This window comes from Roseibacterium elongatum DSM 19469 (genome assembly GCF_000590925.1).
GTDB lineage: Bacteria > Pseudomonadota > Alphaproteobacteria > Rhodobacterales > Rhodobacteraceae > Roseibacterium > Roseibacterium elongatum.
The window spans coordinates 1,573,406-1,598,569 of the sequence record NZ_CP004372.1; the positions used below are offsets into that span (position 1 = coordinate 1,573,406).

22 protein-coding genes, 3 pseudogenes and 1 riboswitch are annotated in these 25,164 nt (G+C 66.6%); of the genes and pseudogenes, 19 read left to right on the forward strand and 6 right to left on the reverse strand.

Going from position 1 to position 25,164, the window contains the following annotated elements:
• Positions 1–5: 5 nt before the first annotated feature.
• Complete coding sequence (locus ROSELON_RS07610; RefSeq protein ID WP_025311821.1) at positions 6–644, reverse strand: DUF1285 domain-containing protein; 639 nt, start codon at positions 642–644, stop codon at positions 6–8.
• A gap of 61 nt (positions 645–705) precedes the next feature.
• Between ROSELON_RS07610 and ROSELON_RS07615 the strand changes: the two are divergent.
• From ROSELON_RS07615 to ROSELON_RS07630, 4 genes and pseudogenes are all read left to right on the forward strand, one after another.
• A pseudogene (locus tag ROSELON_RS07615) lies at positions 706–1,729 on the forward strand (AAA family ATPase).
• Positions 1,726–2,619 (forward strand): DUF58 domain-containing protein, encoded by an 894-nt coding sequence (locus ROSELON_RS07620; RefSeq protein WP_025311822.1) that lies wholly within the window; start codon positions 1,726–1,728, stop codon positions 2,617–2,619. Before ROSELON_RS07615 ends, ROSELON_RS07620 begins: the two are co-directional and overlap by 4 nt.
• 97 nt (positions 2,620–2,716) lie before the next feature.
• Positions 2,717–5,485, forward strand: a complete 2,769-nt coding sequence (locus tag ROSELON_RS07625) for a DUF4159 domain-containing protein (protein ID WP_025311823.1) — start codon at positions 2,717–2,719, stop codon at positions 5,483–5,485.
• 2 nt (positions 5,486–5,487) lie between these two features.
• The gene (locus tag ROSELON_RS07630; protein ID WP_025311824.1) at positions 5,488–7,560 is read left to right on the forward strand and encodes a membrane protein; all 2,073 of its coding nucleotides are present in this window, start codon (positions 5,488–5,490) and stop codon (positions 7,558–7,560) included.
• 121 nt (positions 7,561–7,681) lie between these two features.
• Here ROSELON_RS07630 and ROSELON_RS07635 read toward each other — a convergent pair whose 3' ends face one another.
• Positions 7,682–8,092 carry a CopD family protein gene (locus ROSELON_RS07635; protein WP_025311825.1) on the reverse strand — a complete coding sequence of 137 codons (411 nt, stop codon included), beginning with the start codon at positions 8,090–8,092 and terminating at the stop codon, positions 7,682–7,684.
• Between the two features lie 131 nt (positions 8,093–8,223).
• Between ROSELON_RS07635 and ROSELON_RS07640 the strand changes: the two genes are divergently transcribed.
• The 3 genes from ROSELON_RS07640 (at position 8,224) to glcF (ending at position 12,194) form a co-directional block, all read left to right on the forward strand.
• Positions 8,224–9,663: an FAD-linked oxidase C-terminal domain-containing protein gene (locus tag ROSELON_RS07640; protein ID WP_025311826.1), complete on the forward strand. Its 1,440-nt coding sequence runs from the start codon at positions 8,224–8,226 to the stop codon at positions 9,661–9,663.
• Between the two features lie 77 nt (positions 9,664–9,740).
• Positions 9,741–10,862 carry an FAD-binding protein gene (locus ROSELON_RS07645; protein WP_025311827.1) on the forward strand — a complete coding sequence of 374 codons (1,122 nt, stop codon included), beginning with the start codon at positions 9,741–9,743 and terminating at the stop codon, positions 10,860–10,862.
• A 3-nt stretch (positions 10,863–10,865) separates the two neighbouring features.
• Entirely contained in the window at positions 10,866–12,194 is a 1,329-nt protein-coding gene (gene glcF, locus ROSELON_RS07650; RefSeq protein WP_025311828.1) for a glycolate oxidase subunit GlcF, read from the forward strand.
• A gap of 55 nt (positions 12,195–12,249) precedes the next feature.
• Here glcF and ROSELON_RS07655 read toward each other — a convergent pair whose 3' ends face one another.
• Complete coding sequence (locus ROSELON_RS07655) at positions 12,250–12,735, reverse strand: hypothetical protein (RefSeq protein WP_025311829.1); 486 nt, start codon at positions 12,733–12,735, stop codon at positions 12,250–12,252.
• Positions 12,736–12,874: 139 nt separating this feature from the next.
• Between ROSELON_RS07655 and ROSELON_RS07660 the strand changes: the two genes are divergently transcribed.
• Positions 12,875–13,669, forward strand: coding sequence for a trypsin-like serine peptidase (locus ROSELON_RS07660; RefSeq protein WP_025311830.1), 795 nt, complete (start codon positions 12,875–12,877; stop codon positions 13,667–13,669).
• 143 nt (positions 13,670–13,812) lie between these two features.
• Entirely contained in the window at positions 13,813–14,289 is a 477-nt protein-coding gene (locus ROSELON_RS07665; protein ID WP_025311831.1) for an Hsp20 family protein, read from the forward strand.
• Positions 14,290–14,367: 78 nt separating this feature from the next.
• On the opposite strand, the gene ROSELON_RS07670 is transcribed toward ROSELON_RS07665, so the two are convergent.
• On the reverse strand, positions 14,368–15,240 hold the full coding sequence (locus tag ROSELON_RS07670; RefSeq protein ID WP_025311832.1) for a hypothetical protein: 873 nt from the start codon (positions 15,238–15,240) through the stop codon (positions 14,368–14,370).
• A 164-nt stretch (positions 15,241–15,404) separates the two neighbouring features.
• Here ROSELON_RS07670 and miaB point away from each other — a divergent pair.
• Positions 15,405–16,731: pseudogene (gene miaB / locus ROSELON_RS07675) on the forward strand (tRNA (N6-isopentenyl adenosine(37)-C2)-methylthiotransferase MiaB).
• Positions 16,732–16,737: 6 nt separating this feature from the next.
• On the opposite strand, the gene ROSELON_RS07680 reads toward miaB, so the two are convergent.
• Complete coding sequence (locus tag ROSELON_RS07680; RefSeq protein ID WP_156945888.1) at positions 16,738–17,064, reverse strand: hypothetical protein; 327 nt, start codon at positions 17,062–17,064, stop codon at positions 16,738–16,740.
• 515 nt (positions 17,065–17,579) lie between these two features.
• On the opposite strand from ROSELON_RS07680, the gene ROSELON_RS07685 reads away from it, so the two are divergent.
• The 3 genes from ROSELON_RS07685 (at position 17,580) to ROSELON_RS07695 (ending at position 19,663) form a co-directional block, all read left to right on the forward strand.
• A complete protein-coding gene (locus ROSELON_RS07685; protein WP_025311834.1) occupies positions 17,580–18,134 on the forward strand; it encodes an OmpA family protein in 555 nt (184 codons plus the stop codon).
• A gap of 5 nt (positions 18,135–18,139) precedes the next feature.
• The gene (locus ROSELON_RS07690) at positions 18,140–18,475 is read left to right on the forward strand and encodes a hypothetical protein (protein ID WP_038651164.1); all 336 of its coding nucleotides are present in this window, start codon (positions 18,140–18,142) and stop codon (positions 18,473–18,475) included.
• 180 nt (positions 18,476–18,655) lie between these two features.
• The gene (locus ROSELON_RS07695) at positions 18,656–19,663 is read left to right on the forward strand and encodes a PhoH family protein (protein ID WP_025311836.1); all 1,008 of its coding nucleotides are present in this window, start codon (positions 18,656–18,658) and stop codon (positions 19,661–19,663) included.
• Between the two features lie 49 nt (positions 19,664–19,712).
• Here the strand turns inward: ROSELON_RS07695 and ROSELON_RS18170 are convergent, their stop codons facing one another.
• Entirely contained in the window at positions 19,713–19,919 is a 207-nt protein-coding gene (locus ROSELON_RS18170) for a hypothetical protein (protein WP_156945889.1), read from the reverse strand.
• Between ROSELON_RS18170 and ROSELON_RS07700 the strand changes: the two genes are divergently transcribed.
• The 6 genes and pseudogenes from ROSELON_RS07700 to metK all read left to right on the forward strand — a co-directional run bounded on the left by ROSELON_RS07700 (position 19,913) and on the right by metK (position 25,163).
• Positions 19,913–20,290, forward strand: coding sequence for an FAD-dependent oxidoreductase (locus tag ROSELON_RS07700; protein WP_025311837.1), 378 nt, complete (start codon positions 19,913–19,915; stop codon positions 20,288–20,290). The two genes, ROSELON_RS18170 and ROSELON_RS07700, sit on opposite strands and share 7 nt — an antisense overlap.
• An 18-nt stretch (positions 20,291–20,308) precedes the next feature.
• Positions 20,309–20,881: a YdeI/OmpD-associated family protein gene (locus ROSELON_RS07705; protein ID WP_025311838.1), complete on the forward strand. Its 573-nt coding sequence runs from the start codon at positions 20,309–20,311 to the stop codon at positions 20,879–20,881.
• Between the two features lie 36 nt (positions 20,882–20,917).
• Complete coding sequence (gene ybeY, locus ROSELON_RS07710) at positions 20,918–21,418, forward strand: rRNA maturation RNase YbeY (protein WP_025311839.1); 501 nt, start codon at positions 20,918–20,920, stop codon at positions 21,416–21,418.
• A gap of 46 nt (positions 21,419–21,464) precedes the next feature.
• Positions 21,465–22,356: pseudogene (locus tag ROSELON_RS07715) on the forward strand (transporter associated domain-containing protein).
• Positions 22,353–23,897, forward strand: a complete 1,545-nt coding sequence (gene lnt, locus ROSELON_RS07720) for an apolipoprotein N-acyltransferase (protein WP_025311840.1) — start codon at positions 22,353–22,355, stop codon at positions 23,895–23,897. Before ROSELON_RS07715 ends, lnt begins: the two are co-directional and overlap by 4 nt.
• 28 nt (positions 23,898–23,925) lie before the next feature.
• Positions 23,926–23,975, forward strand: a riboswitch (SAM-SAH riboswitch).
• A gap of 6 nt (positions 23,976–23,981) precedes the next feature.
• Positions 23,982–25,163: a methionine adenosyltransferase gene (gene metK, locus ROSELON_RS07725; protein WP_025311841.1), complete on the forward strand. Its 1,182-nt coding sequence runs from the start codon at positions 23,982–23,984 to the stop codon at positions 25,161–25,163.
• The last annotated feature ends 1 nt before the right edge of the window (position 25,164 follow it).

Consider the following 25,164-nt stretch of genomic DNA (forward strand, 5'->3'; position numbering starts at 1 on the left):
GCGCCCTAAAGGTCCAGCTCCGCGATCGGAATGATGCGGAAGAACGTACCCTGTGACCAGACTCCGAACCAATCGGTGCCGTCGACGCGGTGCGCCTCTCCGACATCCACCAGCCGGTAAAAGCTCTTGCGGTCGATCAGGGCCTCCAACCCGGCGCGGATGTGGACATAGGGCGAGGGTTCGCCGTCGCCGCCGCGCAGCACCCGGATGGCATGGTCGGGGCCTGCGATGACCGTATCGCCGACATTGGTCGTGAAGGTGATGACCTGCGCGCGCCCCGCGCCCGCGGTCTCGAAATCGACAGCCACGAACGGCGCATCCTCGACCCGGATGCCGACTTTCTCGACCGGGGTGACGAGGAAATAGGCGTCGCCTTCGCGTTTGAGAATGGTCGAGAACAGCCGCACCAGCGGCTTGCGGCCGATGGGCGTGCCTTCGTAGAACCACGTGCCGTCGCGTTTGATCTCCATGTCGAGATCGCCGCAAAAGGGCGGGTTCCATTGATCGACGGGCGGCAGTTTGCCGGCCTTCTGCGCCTGTTTCGCGGCGGCGATCAGGCTGTCGGGGCCGGGCGTGGCGGCGGTGTCGGTGGCGCGGTCGCTCTGGCGGGTCACGATGATTTGTCCCCTTCCGGCTTTTGCCATTTGTGATCGGCGGAATAGGTCTGTTACCTGTCACTACATATTCATTGCGCGGAGCATTGCCATGGTCGACACCCCCACTTCGCCGCCGGAAACCCTGGTGGCCGAGATCGAGGCGCTGGGGCAGCGGCTGGCCGAGGCCAAGACGTCGATCGCCACCCGCATCATCGGGCAGGAACAGGTGGTGGACCTGTCGCTGGCCGCGATGCTGTCGGGGGGGCATGCGCTGTTGATGGGTCTGCCCGGCCTTGGCAAGACCCTGCTGGTCGATACCCTGTCCACCGTGATGGGCCTGAGCGAGAACCGCATCCAGTTCACACCCGACCTGATGCCCGCCGATATCCTCGGGTCCGAGGTTCTGGAAACGGGCGCCGATGGCACACGATCCTTCCGCTTCATCGAGGGGCCGATTTTCTGTCAGCTTCTGATGGCCGATGAAATCAACCGCGCCAGCCCGCGCACGCAATCCGCGCTGCTTCAGGCGATGCAGGAACGCGAGGTCACGATTGCCGGCGAACACCGGCCGCTGCCCGCGCCCTTTCACGTGCTCGCGACGCAGAACCCGATCGAGCAGGAGGGCACCTACCCCCTGCCCGAAGCGCAGCTTGACCGCTTTCTCGTCAAGATCGACGTGGACTACCCCGACCGCGAGACCGAGCGGGGCATTCTCATTGCCACGACGGGCCTGCAACAGGCGACCGCGCATCAGGTGTTCGATGGCCCGTCGCTGATCGCGGCACAAAAGCTGGTGCGCCAGATGCCGGTGGGCGAGGCTGTGGTCGAGGCGATCCTCGATCTGGTGCGCGCCTGCCGCCCCGAAAGCGACGAGGCACCCGATGTGGTGAAATCGTCCGTCGCCTCGGGGCCCCGGCCCGCGTGCGGCGCAGGCGCTGATGCTGACGGCGCGCGCGCGCGCGGTGCTGGATGGCCGCCTCGCCCCGTCGGTCGAGGATGTCGCGGCGCTGGCGCGGGCGGTCCTGTCGCACCGCATGGCGCTGAGCTTTGCCGCGCGGGCCGAGGGCCGTGTGCTGGAGCAGGTGATCGACGAGGTCACGGCGCGCGTGACGCGCATCGAGGCCGCGGCTTGAGCCAATCCGCCCTCCATACGCCCGACACGCTGCGGTCGCGCTCCGAGGCGCTGGCCGGCACGCTGCCCGCGCTCATGGCCGATGCGCAGCATCTGTCGGCGACGATCCTTCTGGGCACACATGGGCGCAAACGGGCGGGCACGGGTGACGAGTTCTGGCAATATCGTCCGGCCGAGGCCGGCGACGCGATGCGCGCGATCGACTGGCGCCGCTCGGCCCGGTCGGACGGGCATTTCCTGCGCCAGACGGAATGGCAGGCGGCGCAATCGGTGATGCTGGGCGTCGACGACGCGGCCTCGATGACCTTTACCGGGTCGGCGTCGCGCCCGTCGAAGCTGCGCCGCGCGCAGACATTGGCGATGGCGGTCGGCATTCTGGCCGTGCATGGCGGCGAGCGTGTGGGGCTGACCCATCTGAACGAGCCGCCGCGGGGCGGCCGGGGTCAGCTTGTGCGCATGGCGCAGGCGCTGATGGATGGGCACGAGGCCGGCGACTATGGCGTGCCGCGTCCCAAGGTCATGCCCATGGGCAGCCGTGCGGTGTTTTTCTCGGATTTCCTTGGCGACCCGGCCCCCATCGAAGAGGTCCTGGGCCGCGCCGCCGATCGCGGCGTCAAGGGCGCCCTGGTGCAGGTGCTCGACCCCGATGAAGAGGCGTTCCCCTATGACGGGCGCACGGTGTTCGAGTCGATGTCAGGTGCCATTCGGTTCGAGACGCTGAAGGCGAAATCCTTGCGCGACGAGTATCTGGCGCGGCTGGCCGAGCGCAAGGATCGCCTCGACCGCGCGACCCGGCGGACCGGCTGGCGCTTTGCAATCCATCACACCGACCAACCGGCCGAGCCCACGCTGTTGTGGATCTACCGCGCCCTGGAAAAGGTGCGGGCATGAGCGGGGAGCGGAAAACTCGAGTTTTCCGGGCCGATTTCCTTGAGGAAATCGTCTCGTTTCTCTCGAGAAAAACGGGTCTCGCGAACCGGATGGGTGCGTGCCCATGATCGGATCGCTGGCCTTTACCGCGCCGCTGCTCCTGACGGCCCTTATCGCACTGCCGATCCTGTGGTGGCTGTTGCGCGCGGTGCCGCCTGCACCTATCCGCCGGCGTTTTCCCGGTGTCGCCTTGTTGCTGGGGCTGAAGGATGACGAAAGCCAGACGGACAAGACGCCATGGTGGCTGCTGCTGTTGCGCATGTTGGCGGTCGCTGCGGCGATTGTCGGATTTGCCGGCCCGGTTCTGAACCCGCAGCAGGACCGTGGCGACAGCGACGCGCCGCTTCTGGTCGTGATGGACAGTTCCTGGGCCTCGGCGCGGGATTGGTCGGCACGGTTGGACCGGGCGCGGCTGGCCCTGCAAGAGGCGGGGCGCGCCGGGCGCACGGTGGCGCTGGTGCAGTTGACCGATCTGCCGCCGGGCGATCTGGCCCTGCAATCGGCCAACAGCTGGATTGCGCGCGTCGCCGGGTTGGAGCCGTCGCCCTTCGTGCCCGATTTCACCGCGGCCGCAAACTGGGCCGAGGGGCTTGGTCCGGGGCTGGAGGTGCTGTGGTTCTCGGACGGGCTGGCGCATCCCGGCCGCGACGACCTGTTCGATGCCCTCGAAGCGGTCGGGCCTGTCACGGTTTTCCAGGGCGCGCGCGATGTGCTGGCCCTGTCGCCGCCGCGCTACGCCGACGGCGTGATCCATGCGCCGCTGACGCGGCAGGGCGGCACCGGGCCGCGTGACGTCACGGTCGCCGCGCATGGGTTGGACCCTGTGGGCATTCCGCGTGAACTGTCGCGTGCCAGCGCCACGTTTGCCGCGGGCGCGACGCGGGCCGAGGCCGAATTCGATCTGCCGCCCGAGCTGCGCAACCGGATCACGCGTTTCGAGATCGTGGGCGAACGATCGGCCGGGGCGGTCGCGCTGGCCGATGACGGGTTGCAGCGCCGCGAGGTCGCCTTGATCGATGCCGGGGGCGAGGACGAGGGGCAGGCGCTGCTGTCGCCGCTGCATTACCTGCGCCAGGCGCTCGCCCCGACCGCCGACCTGATGGAGGGGACGTTGGCCGACATGCTGCTGGCCAGCCCCGATGCGATCATCCTGGCCGATGTCGCCACGATTTCGGCCGAGGTCGAAGAGCGCCTGATCGACTGGGTCGAAAATGGTGGCCTGCTGCTGCGCTTTGCCGGGCCGCGCCTTGCGGCCTCGGACCTGGCGCGCGACAGTGCCGGACCGCTGATGCCGGTGCGTCTGCGCGCGGGCGGCCGGACGGTTGGGGGCGCCATGTCCTGGGGCGAGCCAAAGGCCCTGCGCCCCTTTGCCGAGAGCTCGCCGTTTTTCGGCCTTGCAATCCCCGAGGATGTGCGCGTGTCCTCGCAGGTGATGGCGCAGCCCGATCCGACCCTGTCCGAGCGCACCATCGCCTCGCTGTCGGATGGCACGCCGTTGGTCACGCGGGCTCCGTTGGGGCAGGGCAGCGTGGTGCTCTTTCACGTTACGGCCAATGCCGAATGGTCCAGCCTGCCCTTGTCGGGCCTGTTCGTGCAGATGCTGGAACGTCTTGCCGTGTCCACCCGGCCCGCGACGCCCGACGCAGCGGAACTGGCGGGCACGACCTGGGTGCCGGAAGAGGTGCTCGACGGGTTCGGCGTATTGCGCGAGGCGGGTACGCGGCCGGGCGTCGCCGGCGCGGATCTGGCCGAGGCGCCCCTGTCGGCGGATCTGCTGCCCGGTCTCTATTCGGATGGCGAGCGCCGCGTCGCGCGCAACGTGATCTCCGAGGACATGACATTGACCGCCGCCAACTGGCCGGCGCGCATCCCTGTCGAGGGGATGACCGCCATCGCGCCGACGGACCTTATGGCGGCCTTCCTGACAGGGGCGCTGATCCTGCTGCTGGTGGACGCGATTGTGGCGCTGTGGCTGGCGGGGCGTCTGTCGGGCCTGTCGCGCGGGGCAGCGATCGTGCTGGCCTGTGTGCTTCTGGCCCCGGAGGCGCAGGCGCAGGATCCTGCCGGCGACGACGAGTTGGCCCTGCTGGCTACGTCCGAGGTGACACTGGCTTATGTCCTGACCGGTGACGCGCAGTTGGACGAGGTCAGCCGCGCCGGTCTGATGGGCCTGTCGACCGTCTTGTGGAACCGAACCTCGGTCGAGCCCGCGGCCCCGATGGGTGTCGATCTGGAAAGCGACGAGTTGACGTTTTTTCCGATGCTCTATTGGCCGGTCACGGTCGATCAGCCGATCCCGTCACCGCAGGCTTACCGGCGCCTGAACGACTATTTGCGGGGCGGCGGCATGATCGTCTTCGACACGCGGGACGCGCATATCGGGGCTTTCGGCTCGGGCACGCCCGAGGGGCGGCACCTGCGGGCGTTGGCGGCCCCACTGGATATTCCACCGCTCGAACCGATCCCCGAGGATCACGTCCTGACGCGCACCTTCTACCTGTTGCAGGCTTTTCCCGGCCGTCACGTCAGCCCCGATGTCTGGGTCGAGGCCGCGCCGCCCGATGCCGAACAGATCGAGGGGATGCCGTTTCGCAACCTCAATGACGGGGTGACGCCTGTCCTGATCGGCGGCAACGACTGGGCCGCCGCCTGGGCCGTGACCGAGATGGGCCGCCCGATGTTCCCGGTGGGCCGCGGCATGACCGGCGACCGCCAGCGCGAGATCGCCTATCGCTTTGGCGTGAACCTCGTGATGCATGTCCTGTCGGGCAACTACAAATCCGACCAGGTGCATGTGCCCGCCCTGCTTGACCGATTGGGACAGTGAGCATGGAATTCGCCCGACAGATCCTGATCGATCCGCTTCTGCCGCTGCTGGTCCTCTATGGCCTGGCTGCCGCGGTGGTGGTGGTCGTCGCCCTGTCGATCTGGCGCGGCCTGTCCGGCTGGCCCTATCGCCTGCTGGCCGGGGCGACACTGCTTCTGGCGTTGCTGAACCCGTCCCTGCAATCCGAAGACCGCGAGCCGCTGTCGGACATCGTTCTGCTGGTCGTCGACCAGTCGGCCAGCCAGCGCCTCGCCGACCGCGAAGACCAGACCGCCGACGCCCTGGGCCGCCTCGAACAGGAGGTCGCCGCCCTTGGGATGGAGTTGCGTGTCGCACGCGTCGCGGACGCGCCGGACAACGCCGGCACCCTGCTAATGGCCGAGTTGGGGCGCATGATGGCCGAAACGCCGCGCGCCCGTATCGCCGGGGCCATCCTGCTGACCGATGGGCAGTTGCATGACGCCGCCTTGGTGCCCGACATGCCCGCCCCGATCCATGCCTTGCTGACGGGGCGCGACACGGATTGGGATCGCCGCCTGGTGATCGAGACCGCGCCGGCCTTTGCCATCATCGGCGAAGAGTTTGCCATGACGCTGCGCATCGAGGATCAGGGCGCGGTGCCCGCGGATCTGGCGGGGCGGGCCGAAATCCGGATCGCCATCGATGGGGGCGAGGCGCAAAGCTATCAGGTTCCCGTTGGCGAGACATTGCAACTGCCGCTGACGCTGGACCATGCCGGCCAGAACGTCGTGCAATTCACCGTCCCCGACGCGGCGGGCGAACTGACCGATCGCAACAATGCGGCCGTGGTTCAGATCAACGGCATCCGCGACCGGCTGCGCGTGTTGTTGGTTTCGGGCGAGCCGCACCCGGGCCAGCGCACATGGCGCAACCTGTTGAAATCCGATCCGGCGGTGGATCTTGTGCATTTCACCATCCTGCGCCCGCCCGACAAGCAGGACGGCGTGCCGGTGTCCGAGTTGTCGCTGATCGCCTTTCCGACGCGCGAGTTGTTCATGGAGGCGGTGGACGAGTTCGACCTGATCATCTTCGACCGCTACCAGCGGCGCGGCATTCTGCCGATGCTCTATATCGACAATATCCGGCGCTACGTCGAAGATGGCGGCGCCCTGTTGCTGGCGGCGGGGCCGGATTTCGCCTCGGCGGCCTCGCTCTATCGCACGCCTTTGTCGGAAATCCTGCCCGGCGAGCCGACGGCACGGGTAATTTCCGCGCCCTTCCTGCCGGAAATCTCGGATCTGGGCGCACGTCACCCGGTCACCTCGGGGCTGCAATCGGCGCATACAGCGCTTGCCGACAGTGATGCCCCCTGGGGCCGCTGGTTGCGCCAGATCGAACTGTTGGATCGCGGCGGTCAGACCGTGATGACCGGGGCCGAGGGCAGCCCGCTCTTGATGCTGGACCGTGTGGGCGAGGGACGGGTGGCGCAACTGGCCTCGGATCATGCGTGGCTGTGGGATCGCGGCTATGAAGGAGGCGGCCCGCAGCTGGAGTTGTTGCGGCGGCTGGCCCATTGGATGATGGGTGAACCCGATCTCGAGGAAGAGGCCCTTGTCGCACAGGCCGAGGGCCAGTCGATCACGATCACGCGCCGGACCCTGGCCGACGGGGTGGGCGATGTCGTGGTCACCGCGCCCGATGGCACCGAAGAGGTCATCACGCTGGAGCCAACCGCGCCCGGCCGCTTCTCGGCCGAGATCCTGGGGGCCGATCAGGGGCTGTATCGTCTGACGGACGGCGACCTGGAGACGGTTATTGCCCTGGGGCCCGCCGCGCCGCGCGAGTTCGAGGAAACCATCGCCTCGGGCGACCGTCTGGCCGATGTGGTCGCGCCCTTGTCGGGGGGCATTCACCAGCTGCAGGACGGGGTGCCGGATCTGCGCCGGGTCGCCGAGGGGCGGAATGCCTCGGGGCGGGGATGGATCGGCCTGACCTCGCGCGATGCCTATCTGACGACGGACGTGACCGTATCCGCCTTGCTGCCCACATGGCTGCTGCTGCTGATGGCGGCGGGGCTGATGCTGGCGGGCTGGCTGCGCGAAGGCCGACAATAGCGCAGCGGCGCAGCCCGACCGCTGCCTGAGCACAGGGCCCAGTGGTGACGCTACGGGACAGGCTCGTCCGTGACGCGCGGATCATTAGGTGGGGGCCTGTATTGCCCGTGCAACGGGTGGATCAGAACGGTTTGAACACCACCAGGTACAGCACGACGATGACGGCCAGAACGCTGATTTCGTTGAACACGCGCAGATAGAAGTCGCTTTCGTCGAACTGCCCCTTGCGGGCGCGCAACACCAGTTTCCCGGTCCAGCCGTAATGCGCCGCGAGGGCCGTGACGAGGCCCAGCTTGACCCAGGCCCAGACGGGCCAGCCCCACCACCAGAACAGGTAGATCCCCGAAAGAATCGCGATCACGCCAAGACCCAGGGAAAAGCGGTAGATGCGGATGGTCAGATCGCCGGTCGGTCCGAATTCACCGATCCTCGCGTATTCGCGTTTCCAGTAGATCAGCGCGCGGGGCACCGCGAAGATGCCCGTCATCCACCCGAGAACGCACAACAAATGAAGGACTTTAACCCATTCCATGGCGCCACCAGTGACGCCCGGCGGCGCGCTGCGCAAGGTGCGAGAATGTCTCAGGGGAATTTTCATTGCTTTGATGTATGATTGGTTATATTTCTTTACCAATTCCTAGGCGACACGGAGGAGGACCGCCCATGGAGATGCCCACACCCGATCATGCCGTTCTGTCCCGCAAGGGACGTATCGTGGCGCGCCTGCAATCGGTTTTGCCCAAGACCGCCGTTATCCACGACGAGACCGAAACGCGCGCCTATGAATGCGATGCCCTGACCGCGTATAAATGCCCGCCTCTGGCGGCTGTTCTGCCCTCGACCACCGAAGAGGTCGCGGCCGTGTTGAAGATCTGCCACGACGAAGGCGTCCCGGTGGTGCCCCGCGGGGCAGGGACGTCGCTGGCCGGGGGGGCGTTGCCCACGGCCGACAGCGTGATCCTGGGTGTCGCGCGCATGAACAAGGTGCTCGAGGTCGATTACGACAACCGCTTTATCCGCGTGCAGTCGGGGCGCACGAACCTGAGCGTGACGGGCGCGGTCGAACAGGAAGATTTTTTTTACGCTCCCGATCCCTCCAGCCAGCTGGCCTGCGCCATCGCGGGCAATATCGCGATGAATTCGGGCGGGGCGCATTGCCTGAAATATGGCGTCACGACGAACAACCTGCTGGGCGTGACCATGGTCACGATGGCGGGCGAGGTGATTGAGATCGGCGGCGCGCATCTGGATGCGGCGAGTTATGACCTGCTCGGTCTGATCTGTGGCTCCGAGGGGCAGTTGGGCGTGGTGACCGAGGCGACGCTGCGCATCCTGCGCAAGCCCGAGGGCGCGCGGCCCGTTCTGATCGGATATGACAGCAACGAGGTCGCGGGCGAATGCGTCAGCGACATCATCAAGGCCGGCGTTCTGCCCGTGGCCATCGAGTTCATGGACCGTCCCTGCATCCGCGCGACCGAGGATTTCGCCAAGGCGGGCTATCCCGATTGCGAGGCACTGCTGATCGTCGAGGTCGAAGGGTCCGAGGCCGAGATCGCCGAGCAACTGGGCGTCATTACCCAGATCGCCCGGCGTCACAACCCGGTGGAACTGCGCGAGGCGCAATCGGCGGACGAGGCGGCGCGCATCTGGCTGGGCCGCAAATCGGCTTTTGGCGCGATGGGCAACATCAACGATTACATGTGCCTGGACGGAACGATCCCGGTGTCGTCGCTGCCCCATGTGCTGGGGCGGATCGGCGAGATGTCGAAGGAGTTCGGCCTGGACGTGGCCAACGTGTTCCATGCAGGCGATGGCAACATGCACCCGCTGATCCTGTTCGATGCGAACAAGCCGGGCGATCTGGAAACCTGCGAGGCCTTTGGAGCGGAAATCCTGAAGCTGTGTGTCGAGGTTGGCGGTTGCCTGACCGGCGAGCATGGCGTGGGCATCGAGAAGCGCGACCTGATGACGACGCAGTTCGAGCCGGACGATCTGGAGGCGCAGATGCGGGTCAAGGACGTGTTCGACCCGACCTGGCTGCTGAACCCGGCCAAGGTGTTTCCCCTGGCGGTGTCCGCCGAGCGCAGGGGTTTCGCCGCCTGACGGCGGCGACCCGGCGGGGGGCCAGCCCCCCGCACCCCCCGGAGTTTTTTTGCCAAGATGAAGGAGCGGGCGTGGTGCTGACCCCTGCCAGTGAGACGGAATTGAGCGACATGGTGGCCTTGGCCGAAGGACCGTTGCGCATCATGGGTGGGGGGACCCGGCCGGTGGGGCGGCCTGTGGAGGGGACGCCGCTGTCGGTGGCGGGCCTGTCGGGTATCGAACTTTACGAACCGGGTGCATTGACCGTGGTGGCGGGCGCGGGGACGCCGCTGGCCGAGGTCGAGCGGGTGCTGGCGGCCGAGAACCAGCGCCTGCCCTTCGAACCGGTGGATTTTCGGAAACTCCTGGGGCGGCAGGGCGACCCGACCATCGGGGGTGTCGTGGCCACGAACGCCTCGGGGCCGCGGCGCATCCAGGCCGGGGCTTGTCGCGACAGCCTGATCGGCGTGCGCTTTGTCGACGGGGCGGGCACGCGCCTGAAGAATGGCGGGCGCGTGATGAAGAACGTCACCGGCTACGACCTCGTCAAGCTGATGGCCGGGAGTTACGGAACCTTGGGCATCTTGAGCGAAGTGAGCTTCAAGGTGTTGCCCGCCCCTGCGGCGCAGGCCTGTGTGAGCGTGGCGGGCCTGACCCCGGCCCAGGCCGTCGAGGCAATGGCGGCCGCGCTTGGCTCTCCCTTCGAGGTGAGCGGAGCGGCGCATCTGCCCAATGCCGAGGGCGGCCCGCTGACGGCGCTGCGCCTCGAAGGGTTCGCCGACAGCGTGCGCTATCGGTCCGAACGCCTGGTCGATGCCTTGCGGGGTTTCGGTGCGGCGGATGTGGAGACCGACGGCGCGCAAGTCGCGGCCCTGTGGCGGCAGATCCGCGATGTCGAGGTGTTTGCCGGCCGGCCGGGGGATGTCTGGCGCCTGTCGGTCAAACCGTCGGACGGGGCCGAGATCGCTGCGCGCTGCGGGGGGCAGGTGATGCTCGACTGGGGCGGTGGGCTGATCTGGGCATTGGTGCCCGAGGGCACGGATCTGCGCGCGCGTCTGGGGAGGTTCGAGGGACACGCGACGCTGATCCGGGCCAGCGCGGCGACGCGCGCAGAGATCCCGGTGTTCCAGCCCGAGCCGGAGCCGCTGGCGCGCCTCTCTCAGGGGTTGCGCGAGAAATTCGATCCTCGGGGTATCCTGAACCCCGGCTTGATGGGGTAGCCGATGCAGACGAGTTTCACACCGGACCAGCTCAAGGATGCGGCCACCGCGCGCTCGAACGAGATCCTGCGGACCTGCGTGCATTGCGGGTTCTGCACCGCGACCTGTCCGACCTACCAGGTGCTGGGAGACGAGTTGGACAGCCCCCGCGGCAGGATCTATCTCATCAAGGACATGCTTGAATCCGGTCGCCCGGCGGATGAGAAGACGGTCAAGCATATCGACCGCTGCCTGTCTTGCCTGGCCTGCATGACGACCTGCCCCTCGGGCGTGCATTACATGCACCTTGTCGATCACGCGCGCGAGTATATCGAACAGACCTACAAACGCCCGTTTTCCGACCGCGCCCTGCGCTGGATCTTGGCGCGTATCCTGCCCTATCCGGGGCGGTTTCGGCTGGCGCTTTGGGGCGCCAGGATCGGGCGGCCCTTTGCCTTTCTGATGCCGGATGCGCGGCTGAAGGCAATGTTGGAGATGGCGCCCAAGCACATCCCGCCGGTCAGCCGCAACGACGACGCGCAGGTCTTCCCGGCCGAGGGCGACCGGCGGATGCGCGTGGCGCTGATGACCGGTTGCGCGCAACGGGCATTGAACACCGACATCAACGACGCGACCATCCGGTTGCTGACCCGGCTGGGGGCCGAGGTGGTGATCGCCGACGGGCAGGGATGCTGCGGGGCGCTGACCCATCACATGGGCAAATCCGACGAAAGCCATGCCTCGGCGGCGCGGAATATCCGGGCGTGGACGCAGGAGATGCAGGGCGAGGGGCTGGACGCGATCGTCATCAACACCAGCGGCTGTGGCACGACCGTCAAGGACTATGGCCATATGTTCCGTCAGGACGCCCTGGCCAGGGAGGCCGCCACCGTTGCCGGCATCGCGATGGACGTGTCCGAGGTCGTCACCAACCTGGGTCTGCCCGAGGGGGCCGCAGTGTCGTCCGAGACACCGCTGAAGGTGGCCTATCACGCGGCCTGTTCCCTGCAGCATGGCCAGCAGATCAAGACATTGCCCAAGGATTTGCTGAAGGCGGCCGGGTTCAAGGTGGTCGAGCCTGTCGACAGTCACCTGTGTTGCGGGTCGGCGGGCACCTACAACCTCATGCAGCCCGAGATTTCGAAGGAACTGAAGGCGCGCAAGGTCGAAACGCTGGAAATGACGAAGCCCGACATCATCTCGGCCGGGAATATCGGTTGCATGATGCAGATCGGGTCGGGGACCGAGATCCCGATCGTGCACACGGTCGAATTGCTCGACTGGGCGACGGGCGGGCCGATGCCGCCGGCCCTGACCCGCCATGGCGCAGCGGCGGTGCCGATCCTGCGCTGAGCACTGCCGGAGACAGCGCCGCGCCGCGCGGTGCGGGCTCAGGCCGTGTCGGCCATTATTTCTCGGCCGCAGGCTCTTCCTCGATCATCAGGTCTTCGTCGATGCAGCGACCGTCGACCACGATCGTGCCGGGCGGGCAGGCATCGCCGAGGGGTTCGTCGTCCATCGGCTCCATCGGTTCGAGCGAGACGATGCCGCAATCGGTGTTGTCGGTGCCCGGCGCGCACGAGGTGGTCACGTGGCCCGCGACGCTGGGGTCGTCGCATTCGCCGTCATTGGCGAAAAGGCAGATATCGCTGATATCGAGGGGCGGCACGTAACCCGTGCAATCGCTGGTGTCGGTGCCCGGGTCGCACAGCCCCGATACCGCGCCGTAGATCGACGGATCGTCACAGTCGCCGTCATTGGCCCAACGGCAGGTGTCGTTCGCCGCGGCCGGGGTGGCGAGGGTTACGGCCAAGGCCAGGGCGAGCTGTGGAATACGGGTGCAAGACCATGCAGGGGCCATCGTCATCTCCTCGGGGTAGTTGGCGTCCGCCATGGCTGCACCTGCGAACCATCGGCGGCCTTGATCCACGACAAGTCGGCGATGAAAAACACCGCACCCGGCCGCGCGGCCCAAGTTTCGCCGGATTGCCGCGGCAGGGTCAGGGCGACTCGGTTCCAACTCGCAGGCGCGCATGCAACGCCTTTTCGGTTTTCTTCTGACGCTTCTGTTCGCCTGTCCCGCCATCGCGCAGCAGGATAGCCCCCTGCGCGTCCTGCAGACCGGCGATGACAGCCGCGGCTGGGAGGCCGTGGGACGGCTGGACACGGGGATCGGCTTTTGCACCGCGACCCTGATCGCGCCCGATCTGGTGCTGACGGCGGCCCATTGCCTGTTCCATCCCGACAGCGGGGCGCGTCTGGATGACCGTGACCTCAGCTTTCAGGCGGGGTTGCGCAACGGTCGGCCCGAGGCCATTCGCCACATCCGGCGCGGACACGTGATGCCGGGCTATTCCGTGCTGCGCGGTATCGAGATGGACATGATCGCACGGGATCTGGCCTTGCTCGAGCTCGATCTGCCCGTCGGTTCGGCCCGTTTCGCGCCGATTGCAGCGGGCGGGGCGGCCCCCCTGCGCGGCGCGGTCACGGTGGTGTCATACGGGGCAGACCGCGAAGACGCGCCCTCCCTGCAAGACAGGTGCACGATCCTGGGCGGGCAGGGCGTGGTGCGCAGCCTGTCGTGCCGCATCGATCGCGGCAGTTCCGGCGCCCCGGTCCTGCGGATGACCGCGCATGGCCCTCGGGTCGTGGCGGTGATGTCGGCCACCGGGCGGGCCGCGACGGGGCAGCCGCGTTCGGTCTCGGTGGCAATCGAGGCTGCGCTGCCTGTCCTGTTGTCGCAAAGGGCCGGGGCCGCGACGGGCGCTGCCGGCGGTACGATGCGCCCCGATCGCGGGCGCCTCGGGGCACATTTCATCCGGCCTTGATGCCGTTGCGCCGGGCTTGAATTGTGCGGCGGGTCTTCCCAGATCACGGATGTGCCGGGGCCACGGACGGGCCGGTACATTCCATGACAGCGCCCGAATGACGGGGCTGTTTCACATATGTTGTCGCTCAACGGAGGATGACCATGCGAAGCTATGATCTTTCGCCCCTTTACCGCGCCACGGTCGGGTTCGACCGGATGGCCGACATGCTGGACCGTGTCATGACGCAGGACACCGCCACCAGCACCTATCCGCCCTACAACATCGAAAAGACCGGCGAGGATGCCTATCGCATCTCGATCGCCGTGGCCGGTTTCGCCGAAGACGAATTGACCGTCGAGCAGCGCGAGGCCGAACTGGTGATTTCGGCGCGCAAGGCCAAGGATGACACGCCGCGCACGTTCCTGCATCGCGGGATCGCCACGCGGGCCTTCGAGAAGCGCTTTCACCTGGCCGACCATGTGCGCGTGACCGGGGCGGCCCATGAAAACGGCATGCTGCATGTCGATCTGGTGCGCGAAGTGCCCGAGGCGTTGAAACCCCGGAGGATCGAGATCGCGTCCCATCGCCCCGCCGCGATCGAGGCCGGTGGCGTGACGTCCGAGACGGAAACCGCCTGATCCCGGTCGTACGCCACAAGTCAGGGGGCGGTCCCGATGGGCCGCCCCTTTTGCTGGGCCGGGCGCGCTGTCAGGGCGTCAGAACCACTGCCCCGGCTCCATCAGCCCAAGCTCCATCAATTGCAGCGACGACCATCGGAAGGGAACGGATTTGTGCCAGCGGAAATCCGAGATGTCGTAGCGCGAGCCGGGATTGGTGCGCAGGGCCTTGGCCACGCGGAACGAACAGATCGCCGCCGATAGGGAATGATGCCATGGGCAGGCATAGGTGTTCATTTCCTCGTCGCTCAGCGTGTGATCGTCGCGCAGTTTCAGCCCCGGCATGGCCTGGAACAGCCCGACGCGGTCGATCTTGCGCTTGGGCTGGGCGACATGTTCCTCGAACCGCCAGCGCAGCCCGCCGTAAAAGTTCAGTTGCCGGTCAAGAATGTCGCCTGCGTCGTTGCGGCGGGTTTCGGCATAGTAGCCGGAACTGTCCAGAAGCGCGGTATCGAGGCAGACCGCGTCGGGATGGGTGTTCAGGTTAGGCGCGTAAAGGTCGATGACATAGGTGAGGATGGCGGTTCGCCGCTCCTCCATGACCCAGGTCGTCAGCTCACCGACCGTGCGATCCTCGCAAAATGGAAAGAACAGGTATTCGCCATTGAAACAGTAGTGGATCCATTCCCCCGGAACCAACGCGATCAGGGCGTTCACGGCCTTTTGCGCGGTCCCCCTGCGGCGGGACGGATGGCGGATGACATGCCGCACGACTTCCGACGTGGCCGGCGGCGGCGGCACGGCCAGGCCGTCGGGGGCCACCACGAAGATGGCGCGAAACCCCAAGGACTGCACATGGTCGAGCGTCGAGGTCAGTTCCGTGGCATCCTCGGCGATCACCATGGCGAAGGGGCCTTTGCCGAACGTGCCGGCGGCCGAGCCCGCAAACTGTTCAAGCGTGTCGAAATCCATGCCTGCCCGTTCCATCCATGCCTGCCCGGTTTTTGCCAAAGTGACCCTGCAGATGGCGAATTGCAATCGTCTGTCCGCGCCGCTTGGCCTTTGGGGGCGTTGATAGCCCCGCGTCCATGCGATACATCCCGCAGGTCAACAAACCCTTGTGGAAAGCGCGCGCCATGACCGGGACAAAGAAACTCTTCGTCAAGACCTACGGCTGCCAGATGAATGTCTATGACAGCGAACGCATGGCCGAGGCGCTGGGGGCGCAGGGGTATCAGCAGGTGGACAGCGCCGAAGGCGCCGACATGATCCTGCTCAACACCTGCCATATCCGCGAGAAGGCCGCGGAAAAGGTCTATTCCGAGCTTGGTCGCCTGAAACCCCTGCGCGCGGCCAATCCCGATCTCAAGATCGGGGTGGCGGGGTGTGTCGCGCAGGCCGAAGGCGAAGAGATCATGCACCGCCAGCCCATGGTCGATCTGGTGGTGGGGCCCCAGACCTACCATCGCCTGCCCACCATGATGGAGGCGCTGGCGCGCGGGGAAAAGGCGCTCGACACCGATTTCCCCGAGGAAGACAAGTTCGCCCATCTGCCCAAGGGCCGCAAGGCGCGGCGCGGGCCGACGGCGTTCCTGACGGTGCAGGAAGGGTGTGACAAGTTCTGCTCGTTCTGCGTCGTGCCCTACACGCGTGGGGCCGAGGTCAGTCGCCCGGCCGACCGTCTGCTGCGCGAGGCGCGCGACCTGATCGACCGCGGCGTGCGCGAGATCACCCTGCTGGGCCAGAACGTGAATGCCTATCATGGCGCAGGGCCCGATGGCGGCGAATGGGGTCTGGCCCGCCTGATCCGCGAGATGGCGACAATCGACGGGTTGGATCGCATCCGCTTCACCACTTCGCACCCCAACGACATGGACGAGGACCTGATCGCCGCGCATGGCGATTGCGACAAGCTGATGCCATACCTGCACCTGCCCGTGCAGGCGGGATCGGACAAGGTGCTGAAGGCGATGAACCGCAAGCATACCGCCGAGGCTTATCTCCGCCTGATCGAACGCATCCGCGCCGCGCGCCCCGATCTGCACCTGTCAGGGGACTTCATCGTCGGGTTCCCAGGCGAAACCGAGGCGGATTTCCAGGCGACACTCGATCTGGTAGAAACCGTGGGCTACGGCACGGCCTATTCCTTCAAATATTCCGCGCGTCCCGGCACGCCTGCGGCCGAGCGCGCCACCGTCGATCCGGCCGAGGCCGACGACCGGCTGCAACGTTTGCAGGCGCTGCTGACCCGGCAGCAGCGGGCCGCGCAGGACGCCATGGTCGGGCGCAGGGTGTCGGTTCTGTTCGAAAAACCGGGGCGCATGCCGGGCCAGATGGTCGGCAAGTCCGAGTACCTGCACGCCGTCCATGTCGACGGCCCCGAGACGCTCAAGGGGCAGATCGCGCCCGTCGACACTCGTCGACAGCGGCCCGAACTCGCTTGCCGGGCGATTGGTGGGCTGAACGGGACTACCTGCGGCGCGGCGGGGTCTCGGACAGAATGCGGGTCATCACGTTGACCATCCCGTTGGGGCGGTTGACCGTCGCCGGGTCGCGGCAGACCCGTTCGGCAATGGCGTGGGCCTCGGGAAAGGTATAGCCGGCGCTGACGAGGCTGTCGGTGAAGACCGGGTTCGGCCGGTCCCAGATCACGTCTTCCCACGGGCCGCGATAACAGCTGATCGTGATGACATGGCGTTGGGTCGACAGCTGATAGGCATGGTCCTGCGCGATGGCGGCCGGCGCGCCGGCCATGCAACCGACGGCGCAGCCGGCCATCATCAGAGCTCTGGTCATGGTCTTGGTCCTCCCCCAGTTGGACACATTCAAACGACCGAAGGCAGGGGCAAGGACGGGGCCATGACCCAATCAGCATACCGTGACAGCGGTAGGCCGTGCATCCGGCGTAGGCGGTCAAGCGTATCACGGCGAATCGCATGCGGGGGGCGGAAAACCGTCATTGGCCGAGCTTTGGCGCCGGCATAGCGCGGCTTGCCCCTTGTTCTGATGGGCAAGCAGGCCCCCCGGTGCCCAAGGGGCCAGCCCTGTGCCCATGTCGTCCAAGGATGGGGCATCGGGGGGCGGCGGCCCCGCTGGTCCTGTGCGATAGGCCTATGTTGTCGCAACAGTCGGTGAAACACCCAGATGCTGTTTCCGCGGCGGCAACAGGCTGCGCCAGATTCCGCTTCCCTTGTGGATGAAAGATGCTAAAGTTCGGATATCAATAGAGTTTTCGCATATCGCGCTGCCACGCTGAACATGCGATCGTCAAGTGAATGGGGGATGATGGTGTGATTGACAAACTTACACGCATGTCCGCGCGCACCATCGGCATGATTGCCGTGTTGGCAAGTGCGTGGACCATCGGCGCCGGGTCTGCCCTGGCGCAGGATACCGTGACCGTGACCGGGCGTGTCGAGCCGGGCCTTTGGGTGGATCCCGACGGATGTTTGCACTGGGTCGCCGATGGCGGGGTAGAAGGTTATATGTCGGGCCGCGTTAATCCGCAGGATGGCATGCCGGTTTGCCTCGACGTCAACACCTGCGCTGTCTCGAATACCGACGTCCTGTTCCATACGGACAGTGCGCGCCTGACCAGCACGGGGCGGCAGCAGTTGCAGCAGTTCTTCTCGAGCGCCGGGGCCTTTGCCTATGCCATCTATGGCCACACCGACAGCCGCGCCTCGGATGAATACAACATGCGCCTGAGCCAGCGTCGCGCCGCGTCTGTCGCAAACGTGGCCCGCTCGGTCGGGGCGCGTGTCGCGCGCGAGATCGGCTACGGCGAGCGCCGTCCGGTCGCCCCCAACGACAGCGCCGCGAATATGCAGCGCAACCGTCGCGTCGAAATCGTGTGCTACAGGTGACCGCCATGACCGAGAAGTTTTCTGCACGGGCCGTTGTCGTCCTCGTCCTTTCGACTGTTGCACTCACTGCCTGTCAAAGCACCGATGGTGCGCGCCTCGTGGCGATCGGCGAGGACACAGGTGTGGATGCGGGCAGCCTGAGCCAACTTGAAGCCGGCATTTGGATCGATCCCGATGGGTGCCACCACTGGATGATCGACGACGGTCTGGAAGGGTACTGGGATCTGCGCCGAGACCCGGTGTCGGGCCTGCCGGTCTGCACCAACGTGGCACCGCCGAATTCTATTGTTGGCGACATCAGCCGGAACCCCGGCATCCCGGACTTCACGCCCGGGTTCTGATCCAAGACCCTTGCTTGAACGACGCGGGCGCCCTTGGGCGCCCGTTTTGGTTTCAGCCCCTGCGATGCCCTTGGACACAGGATCAAGAAATTTTCGTGACGGGTGACACAACAGGTTGCGTTCGTGCCTCGGCACGGTCAGTCTTGAGATGTTAGCCACCCTCAGGATGGGAGAACCCGTTTGGCGACAACAACGCTGCCGCAGCCCGCTGCCGAGCCGCCCGTCGAACGACTGCTGGAATTTCCGGACAATCGCCTGTTGATCGAACTCTGTGGCGAGTTTGACCGCAATCTTGCCCAGGTCGAACACCTTCTTTCCGTGCACATCCTGCGCCGGGGCAATGAGCTTGCCTTGCTGGGGGACGCCCGCGAAGAGGCGGCCGGCGTGCTCGAGGGGCTTTATGCAAGGTTGGAAACCGGCAAGTCCATCGAACCCGGCGATATCGACGCGATCGTGCGCCTGGGCAATTCGGGCGAGGAGACCGGCGCGCGCGACGGTGATCAGATGGAGATGTTCGGCGCGGGTCCGTTGGAAATCGGGACGCGCAAGAAAACGATCGAGCCGCGAACACGCGCGCAGCAGGACTATGTGCGCAACCTCTACGGCAACGAACTGGCCTTTGGCATCGGCCCGGCGGGCACCGGCAAGACCTATCTCGCCGTGGCCGTCGCGGTGAACCAGATGATCAACGGCCATGTCGACAAGATCATCCTGTCGCGTCCGGCCGTCGAGGCGGGCGAGCGTCTGGGCTTTCTGCCCGGCGACATGAAGGACAAGGTCGACCCGTACATGCAGCCGCTCTACGACGCGCTGAACGATTTCCTGCCGGCCAAGCAACTGGGCAAGCTGATCGAGGAAAAGACCATCGAGATCGCGCCCTTGGCCTTCATGCGGGGCCGCACCCTTTCGAACGCCTATGTCGTGCTGGACGAGGCGCAGAATGCCTCGACCATGCAGATGAAGATGTTCCTGACCCGCCTGGGGCAGGGCAGCCGCATGGTCATCACCGGCGACCGCAGCCAGGTCGACCTGCCCCGCGGTCAGATGAGCGGCCTTGTCGAGGCCGAGCGCATCCTTGGCGGAATCGAGGGGATCAGCTTCAACTACTTCACGGCCAAGGATGTCGTACGCCACCCGATGGTCGCAAGGATCATCGAAGCCTATGACAAGGAGGCGCCGCAGGGCTGATGCGGGCGGCAGGCGCATGAACCAGCGTCGCCGGTTCCTTGCCACCGCCTCAACTGCCATCGCAATGCCTGCTCGCCTTCATGCGCAGCCGGTCGTCGATACCGATGTTGCCGTCATCGGCGCCGGGGCCGCCGGAATCGCCGCCGCCCGCCACATGCAGGCGCAAGGATGACGGGTTGTCATCGTTGAGGCGCGTGACCGGGTCGGGTACCCCGCCCGCTCCCTGGCGGGTCTGGCGGTTGGCGACCGTTGGCAAGCGGCCGCGCGCCGCTGCGCGATGCGCCTGAATTCGCCCTCGATCTTGCCGCGTTGGAAACGGGACAGGGGGCCTTGATCCACCTTTATCCAGATGCCCCGCGCCGCAGCCTCTCCGGGGCGCTCGGGGCCGTGATCGGCGCACAGGTGGAAACCGTGTTCTGGCACGATTGGGTCGCCGACCCCTTGAGCCTCGGGGGCTGCTCTCGGGCGGTGCCTGGTGCCGGGGGCGCGCGTTTGGCGGCCATGGATCCCGTGGGGGAGCGGATATTTTTCGCGGGCAAGGCCGCGCCGGGGCCACTTGCGACGACGGTGGGCGGCGCGTGTCTGTCAGGGCAGCGTGCAGCACGAACCATCGCCGCGCTGCTATAGCGCGCTAGCTATGCCGACATGTCATCAGCACCTGCCCTTGAGCGTATCGAAATCACCGCCCCGTCCCAATTGTGGGAGTGGCTGGCCGAAAACCATACCGGGCCATCGGTCTGGCTGGTGACCTGGAAAGCCGCGCACCGGGCGAATTATGTCAGCCGCGAGCAGGTGCTGGATGCTCTGGTCGCTTATGGTTGGATCGACGGGCGGCGCATGAAGCTGGACGAAAACCGCAGCATGCAACTGATCGCCCCGCGCAAGCAGAGCGTTTGGGCCCGCAGCTACAAACTCCGCGCCGAGCGTCTGATCGCCGAGGGCCGAATGCGGCCGCCCGGACTGGCCGCCCTGCAGGCGGCGCAGGCGGGCGCGCTATGGCACACGTCGGACCCGGTCGATGACTTCGCCGTGCCCGAGGATCTGCGCGACGCGCTGGCGGCGCAGGGCGGGAAAGCGTGGTTCGCGAGCGCGGCCCCGTCCTATCGGCGCAACGTTCTGCGCTATCTTGCCCAGGCCAAGCGCCCCGAGACGCGCGCCAAGCGCGTCGCCCTGATCGCCGGTCATGCCGCACGGGGCGAGAAGCTGCCGCATTACTGACTGGCAGGACCCGTGGCCGGGATGCTAGGGGGCCGCATGACCGAGATCGACATCCTTATCGAGACTCCGGACTGGGACGAGAACGCCCTGGCCGCACTGGCCCAGGCGGCCTTTGATGCGACACTGTCCGAGATGTCGCTCGACCCGGGCCTTTTTGCCGTCAGCCTTCTGGCCTGTGACGATGAACGCATCGCGGCGCTGAATGCCGATTTCAGGGGCAGACCCACGCCGACCAATGTCCTGTCCTGGCCATCGCAAGAGCGTGCCGCCCCGACCCCCGGCGCCATGCCCGACCTGCCCGCGCCCGGCCCGCAGGGCCCGCCCGAGGAGTTGGGGGATATCGCCCTGGCCTACGAGACCTGCGCACGCGAGGCGACCGAGGCCGGCAACTCCTTCGAGCATCATCTCGGCCATCTGCTGGTCCACGGGCTGTTGCATCTGCTCGGGTTCGATCACGAAACCGACCCCGATGCCGAATTGATGGAGGGTCTTGAGACGCGCATCCTTGCCAGACTGGGGGTCCCTGACCCATATTGATGCGACGGGCACATCTGGCCCGGTTTTGGATATCTGGAAAGGAGCAATGAGCTCGAACCCCGATCCCTCGTCTCCCGCGGCGCATGGCGCGCAGGACTTAGAGGATGACACCCCCGCCCAGAGGCCGGGTTTCTTTTCACGGATCTTCGGCAGCACCCCCCCCGACGGTCGAGGCCGAGGACGACAGTTCCCAACAGCATGCATCCGAGGCGCAGCCTGCGGGCCAGCGTCCTTTCGGCATGTCCAACCTGCGGCATCTGCGGGTCGAGGACGTGGCCATCCCGCGGGTCGAGATCGTCTCGGTGCCCTGCGACATGGGATTGCCCGACCTGGTCGAGGTGTTTCGCGACTCGGGCCTGACACGCCTGCCGGTCTATGACGGCACGCTCGACAGCCCGACGGGGATGGTCCACCTCAAGGACGTGGCGCTGAGATACGGGTTCAACGGAACGGCCACGGATTTCTCGCTGCGCACCATGCTGCGCCCGCTGCTTTATGCGCCGCCATCCATGCCGATCGGCGTCTTGCTGGCCAAGATGCAGACACAGCGCACGCATATGGCGCTGGTGATCGACGAATATGGCGGTGTGGACGGGCTGGTGACCATCGAGGACCTGATCGAACAGGTGATCGGTGAAATCGAGGACGAGCACGACATCGAAGAGGCGCAGCCCTGGACGCGGGAAAAGGATGGATCCTTCATCGCGCTGGCTCGCGCGCCCTTGGCCGAGTTCGAAACCGAGATCGGCCTGTCCCTGACCGAAGACGAGGACGAGGAAGAGGTCGATACGCTTGGCGGTCTCGTCTTCTTGTTGACCGGCCGCGTGCCCGCGCGGGGCGAGGTCGTGCCCCATGAAGAGACCGGGGTCGAGTTCGAGGTGATCGACGCCGATCCCCGCCGGATCAAGCGGTTGCGCGTGCGCCTGCCACAGCGGTGACGCATCCATCGGGCATCCATCGGGACGTTCCGGCCGGCCTGTTCGCGGCGCGCTGGCCGGCGCTTGGCATTGCCGTGCTCGGCGGGGTCGCGGCGGCGTTGGGCCAGGCCCCGTTCGATCTGTGGTGGCTGGCGCTGGCCGGCTTTGTCGCGCTGTGTGGCCTGATATCGGTGGCGGCTGCACCGGGGCGGGCCGCGCTTTTGGCATGGGTGGCCGGGACGGCGCATTTCGCGACGGCCCTGCATTGGATCGTCGAGCCGTTTTTCGTCGATGCCGAGCGTCACGGATGGATGGCGCCCTTCGCCCTGGTGTTGATGGCTGGCGGGCTGGCGCTCTTCTGGGCGGTGGCCGGGTGGATCGCGGCCAGGCTTGTGCCAAATGGCGAGTCGGCCCTGCGGGCGATCGCGTTCGCCGCGGCGCTGACCCTGTCCGAGGCCGCGCGCGGCGTCCTGTTCACCGGCTTCCCCTGGGCGCAGCCGGGGCATATCCTGATCGACACGCCGCTCTTGCCGCTATCGGCCCTAGTCGGGCCCCTTGGCCTGACGGCGCTGGTTCTGTTCACGGCGACCGCTCTGGTCGTGCTCGTCCACAGGGGGCGATCGCGGCTGGCGGTGGCTGTGTTCGGGGCCGTGGCGGTGGGCGTCGGCCTGCTGCCCGCGCCATCCGCGCCGCGGCCAGCCGCCGACGCCCCGGTCGTGCGATTGATCCAGCCGAACGCGCCGCAACATCTGAAATGGCGCCGCGACATGATCGAGGTGTTCTTTCAACGCGGCCTCGACCTGACCGCAACCGCGCCCGAGGGGCGCGCGCCGGATCTGGTGGTCTGGCCGGAAACCAGCCTGCCGCAATTGCTGGACCGCTCGGATGCCAGCCGCGCCCGCATCGCCCAGGCCGCCGGGGCGGCCCCGGTCGTCATCGGCGCGCAGCGCTTTCGCGACGATCGGCCGGTCAACAGCCTGGCGCTGTTGGGGCCGGATGGCCGCGTTCAGGGCGTCTATGACAAGCATCGCCTCGTGCCCTTTGGCGAGTACCTGCCCTTCGGCGACAGGCTGGCCGATTGGGGGCTGCGGGGCCTGGCCGAGGTGCTGCCGGGCGGCTACACGCCCGGAGAGGGGCCAACGACCCTTGATCTGGGCGCCTTGGGTACCGCCTTTCCGATGATCTGCTACGAGGCGATCTTTCCCACTGATATCCGCCGGGTCGATACCCGGCCCGACTGGATGCTGCACATCACGAATGACGCCTGGTTCGGCACGTTTTCCGGCCCGTATCAGCACCTGGCGCTGGCCCGCCTGCGCGCCGCCGAACAGGGTCTGCCGCTGCTGCGCGCGGCCAATACCGGCATCTCGGGCGTGATCGACGCGCGCGGCCGGGTCGTGGCCGCCCTGCCGCTTGGCGAGGCGGGGGCGCTGGACGTGGCGCTGCCCCCGGCCTTGCCGCCCACGCTCTATGCGCGGACGGGCGATGTGCCGATCCTGATCGTCGTGCTTTTCGCCGGCCTTGCCACAATTGCCGCAGGCCGCAGGCGCGCACGGCATTGAACCTCTGGGAACAAGGGCGTAAGCCAAGTCAGCCTCGCAACGGCTTCCTGGCGCGGGGACCTTGTTTTCAATGGAGCAACCTTCATGGCCCGATCGAACTATCTCTTCACCTCCGAGTCCGTCTCTGAGGGGCACCCCGACAAAGTCTGCGACCGCATCTCGGACGCCGTACTCGATGCCTTCCTTGCGGAGGAACCCGAGGCGCGCGTCGCCTGCGAGACATTCGCCACCACCAACCGCGTGGTCATCGGGGGCGAGGTGGGCCTGTCCGACAAGGCCAAGCTGCATGACTACATGGATCACATCGGCGATATCGCCCGCGCCTGCATCAAGGATATCGGCTACGAGCAGGAGAAGTTTCACCACGAAACCGTCGAGGTGACGAACCTGCTGCACGAGCAATCCGCGCATATCGCCCAAGGCGTCGACGCGGCCGAGGACAAGGACGAGGGCGCCGGGGATCAGGGCATCATGTTCGGCTTCGCCGTCGATGAAACGCCCGAGTTGATGCCTGCGCCGATCCTGTATTCCCACGCGATTCTGCGCCGTCTGGCCGAGGTGCGCAAATCCGGGCAGGAGCCGACGCTCGGCCCCGATGCCAAAAGCCAGTTGACCCTGCGCTACGAGGATGGCCGCCCGGTCGAGGTTGCCTCGATCGTGCTGTCCACGCAGCATCTGGACGCAAGCATGACCTCCGACGACGTGCGCGCCGTGGTCGAGCCCTATATCCGCGAGGTTCTGCCGACGGACTGGCTGAACGATCAGACCGTCTGGCACGTGAACCCGACCGGCAGGTTCGTCATCGGGGGCCCCGACGGGGACGCGGGCCTGACCGGGCGCAAGATCATCGTCGACACCTATGGCGGGGCCGCGCCCCACGGCGGCGGTGCCTTCTCGGGCAAGGACCCGACCAAGGTGGACCGCTCGGCCGCCTATGCCGCGCGCTACCTTGCCAAGAACGTGGTCGCCGCCGGCATGGCCAAACGCTGCACCATCCAGCTGTCCTATGCCATCGGCGTGGCCGAACCGCTGTCGATCTATGCCGAGACGCATGGCACGGGTGAGGTGCATGAGTCCGAGATCGAGAAGGCCATCCGAGACACGATGTGTCTGACGCCGCGCGGCATTCGCACGCAACTGGGTCTGAACCGCCCGATCTACACCCGCACCGCGGCCTATGGCCATTTCGGGCGTGCGCCCGAGGAAGATGGCGGGTTTTCGTGGGAACGCACCGATCTGGTCGAGGCGCTCAAGGCCGCCGTCTGAT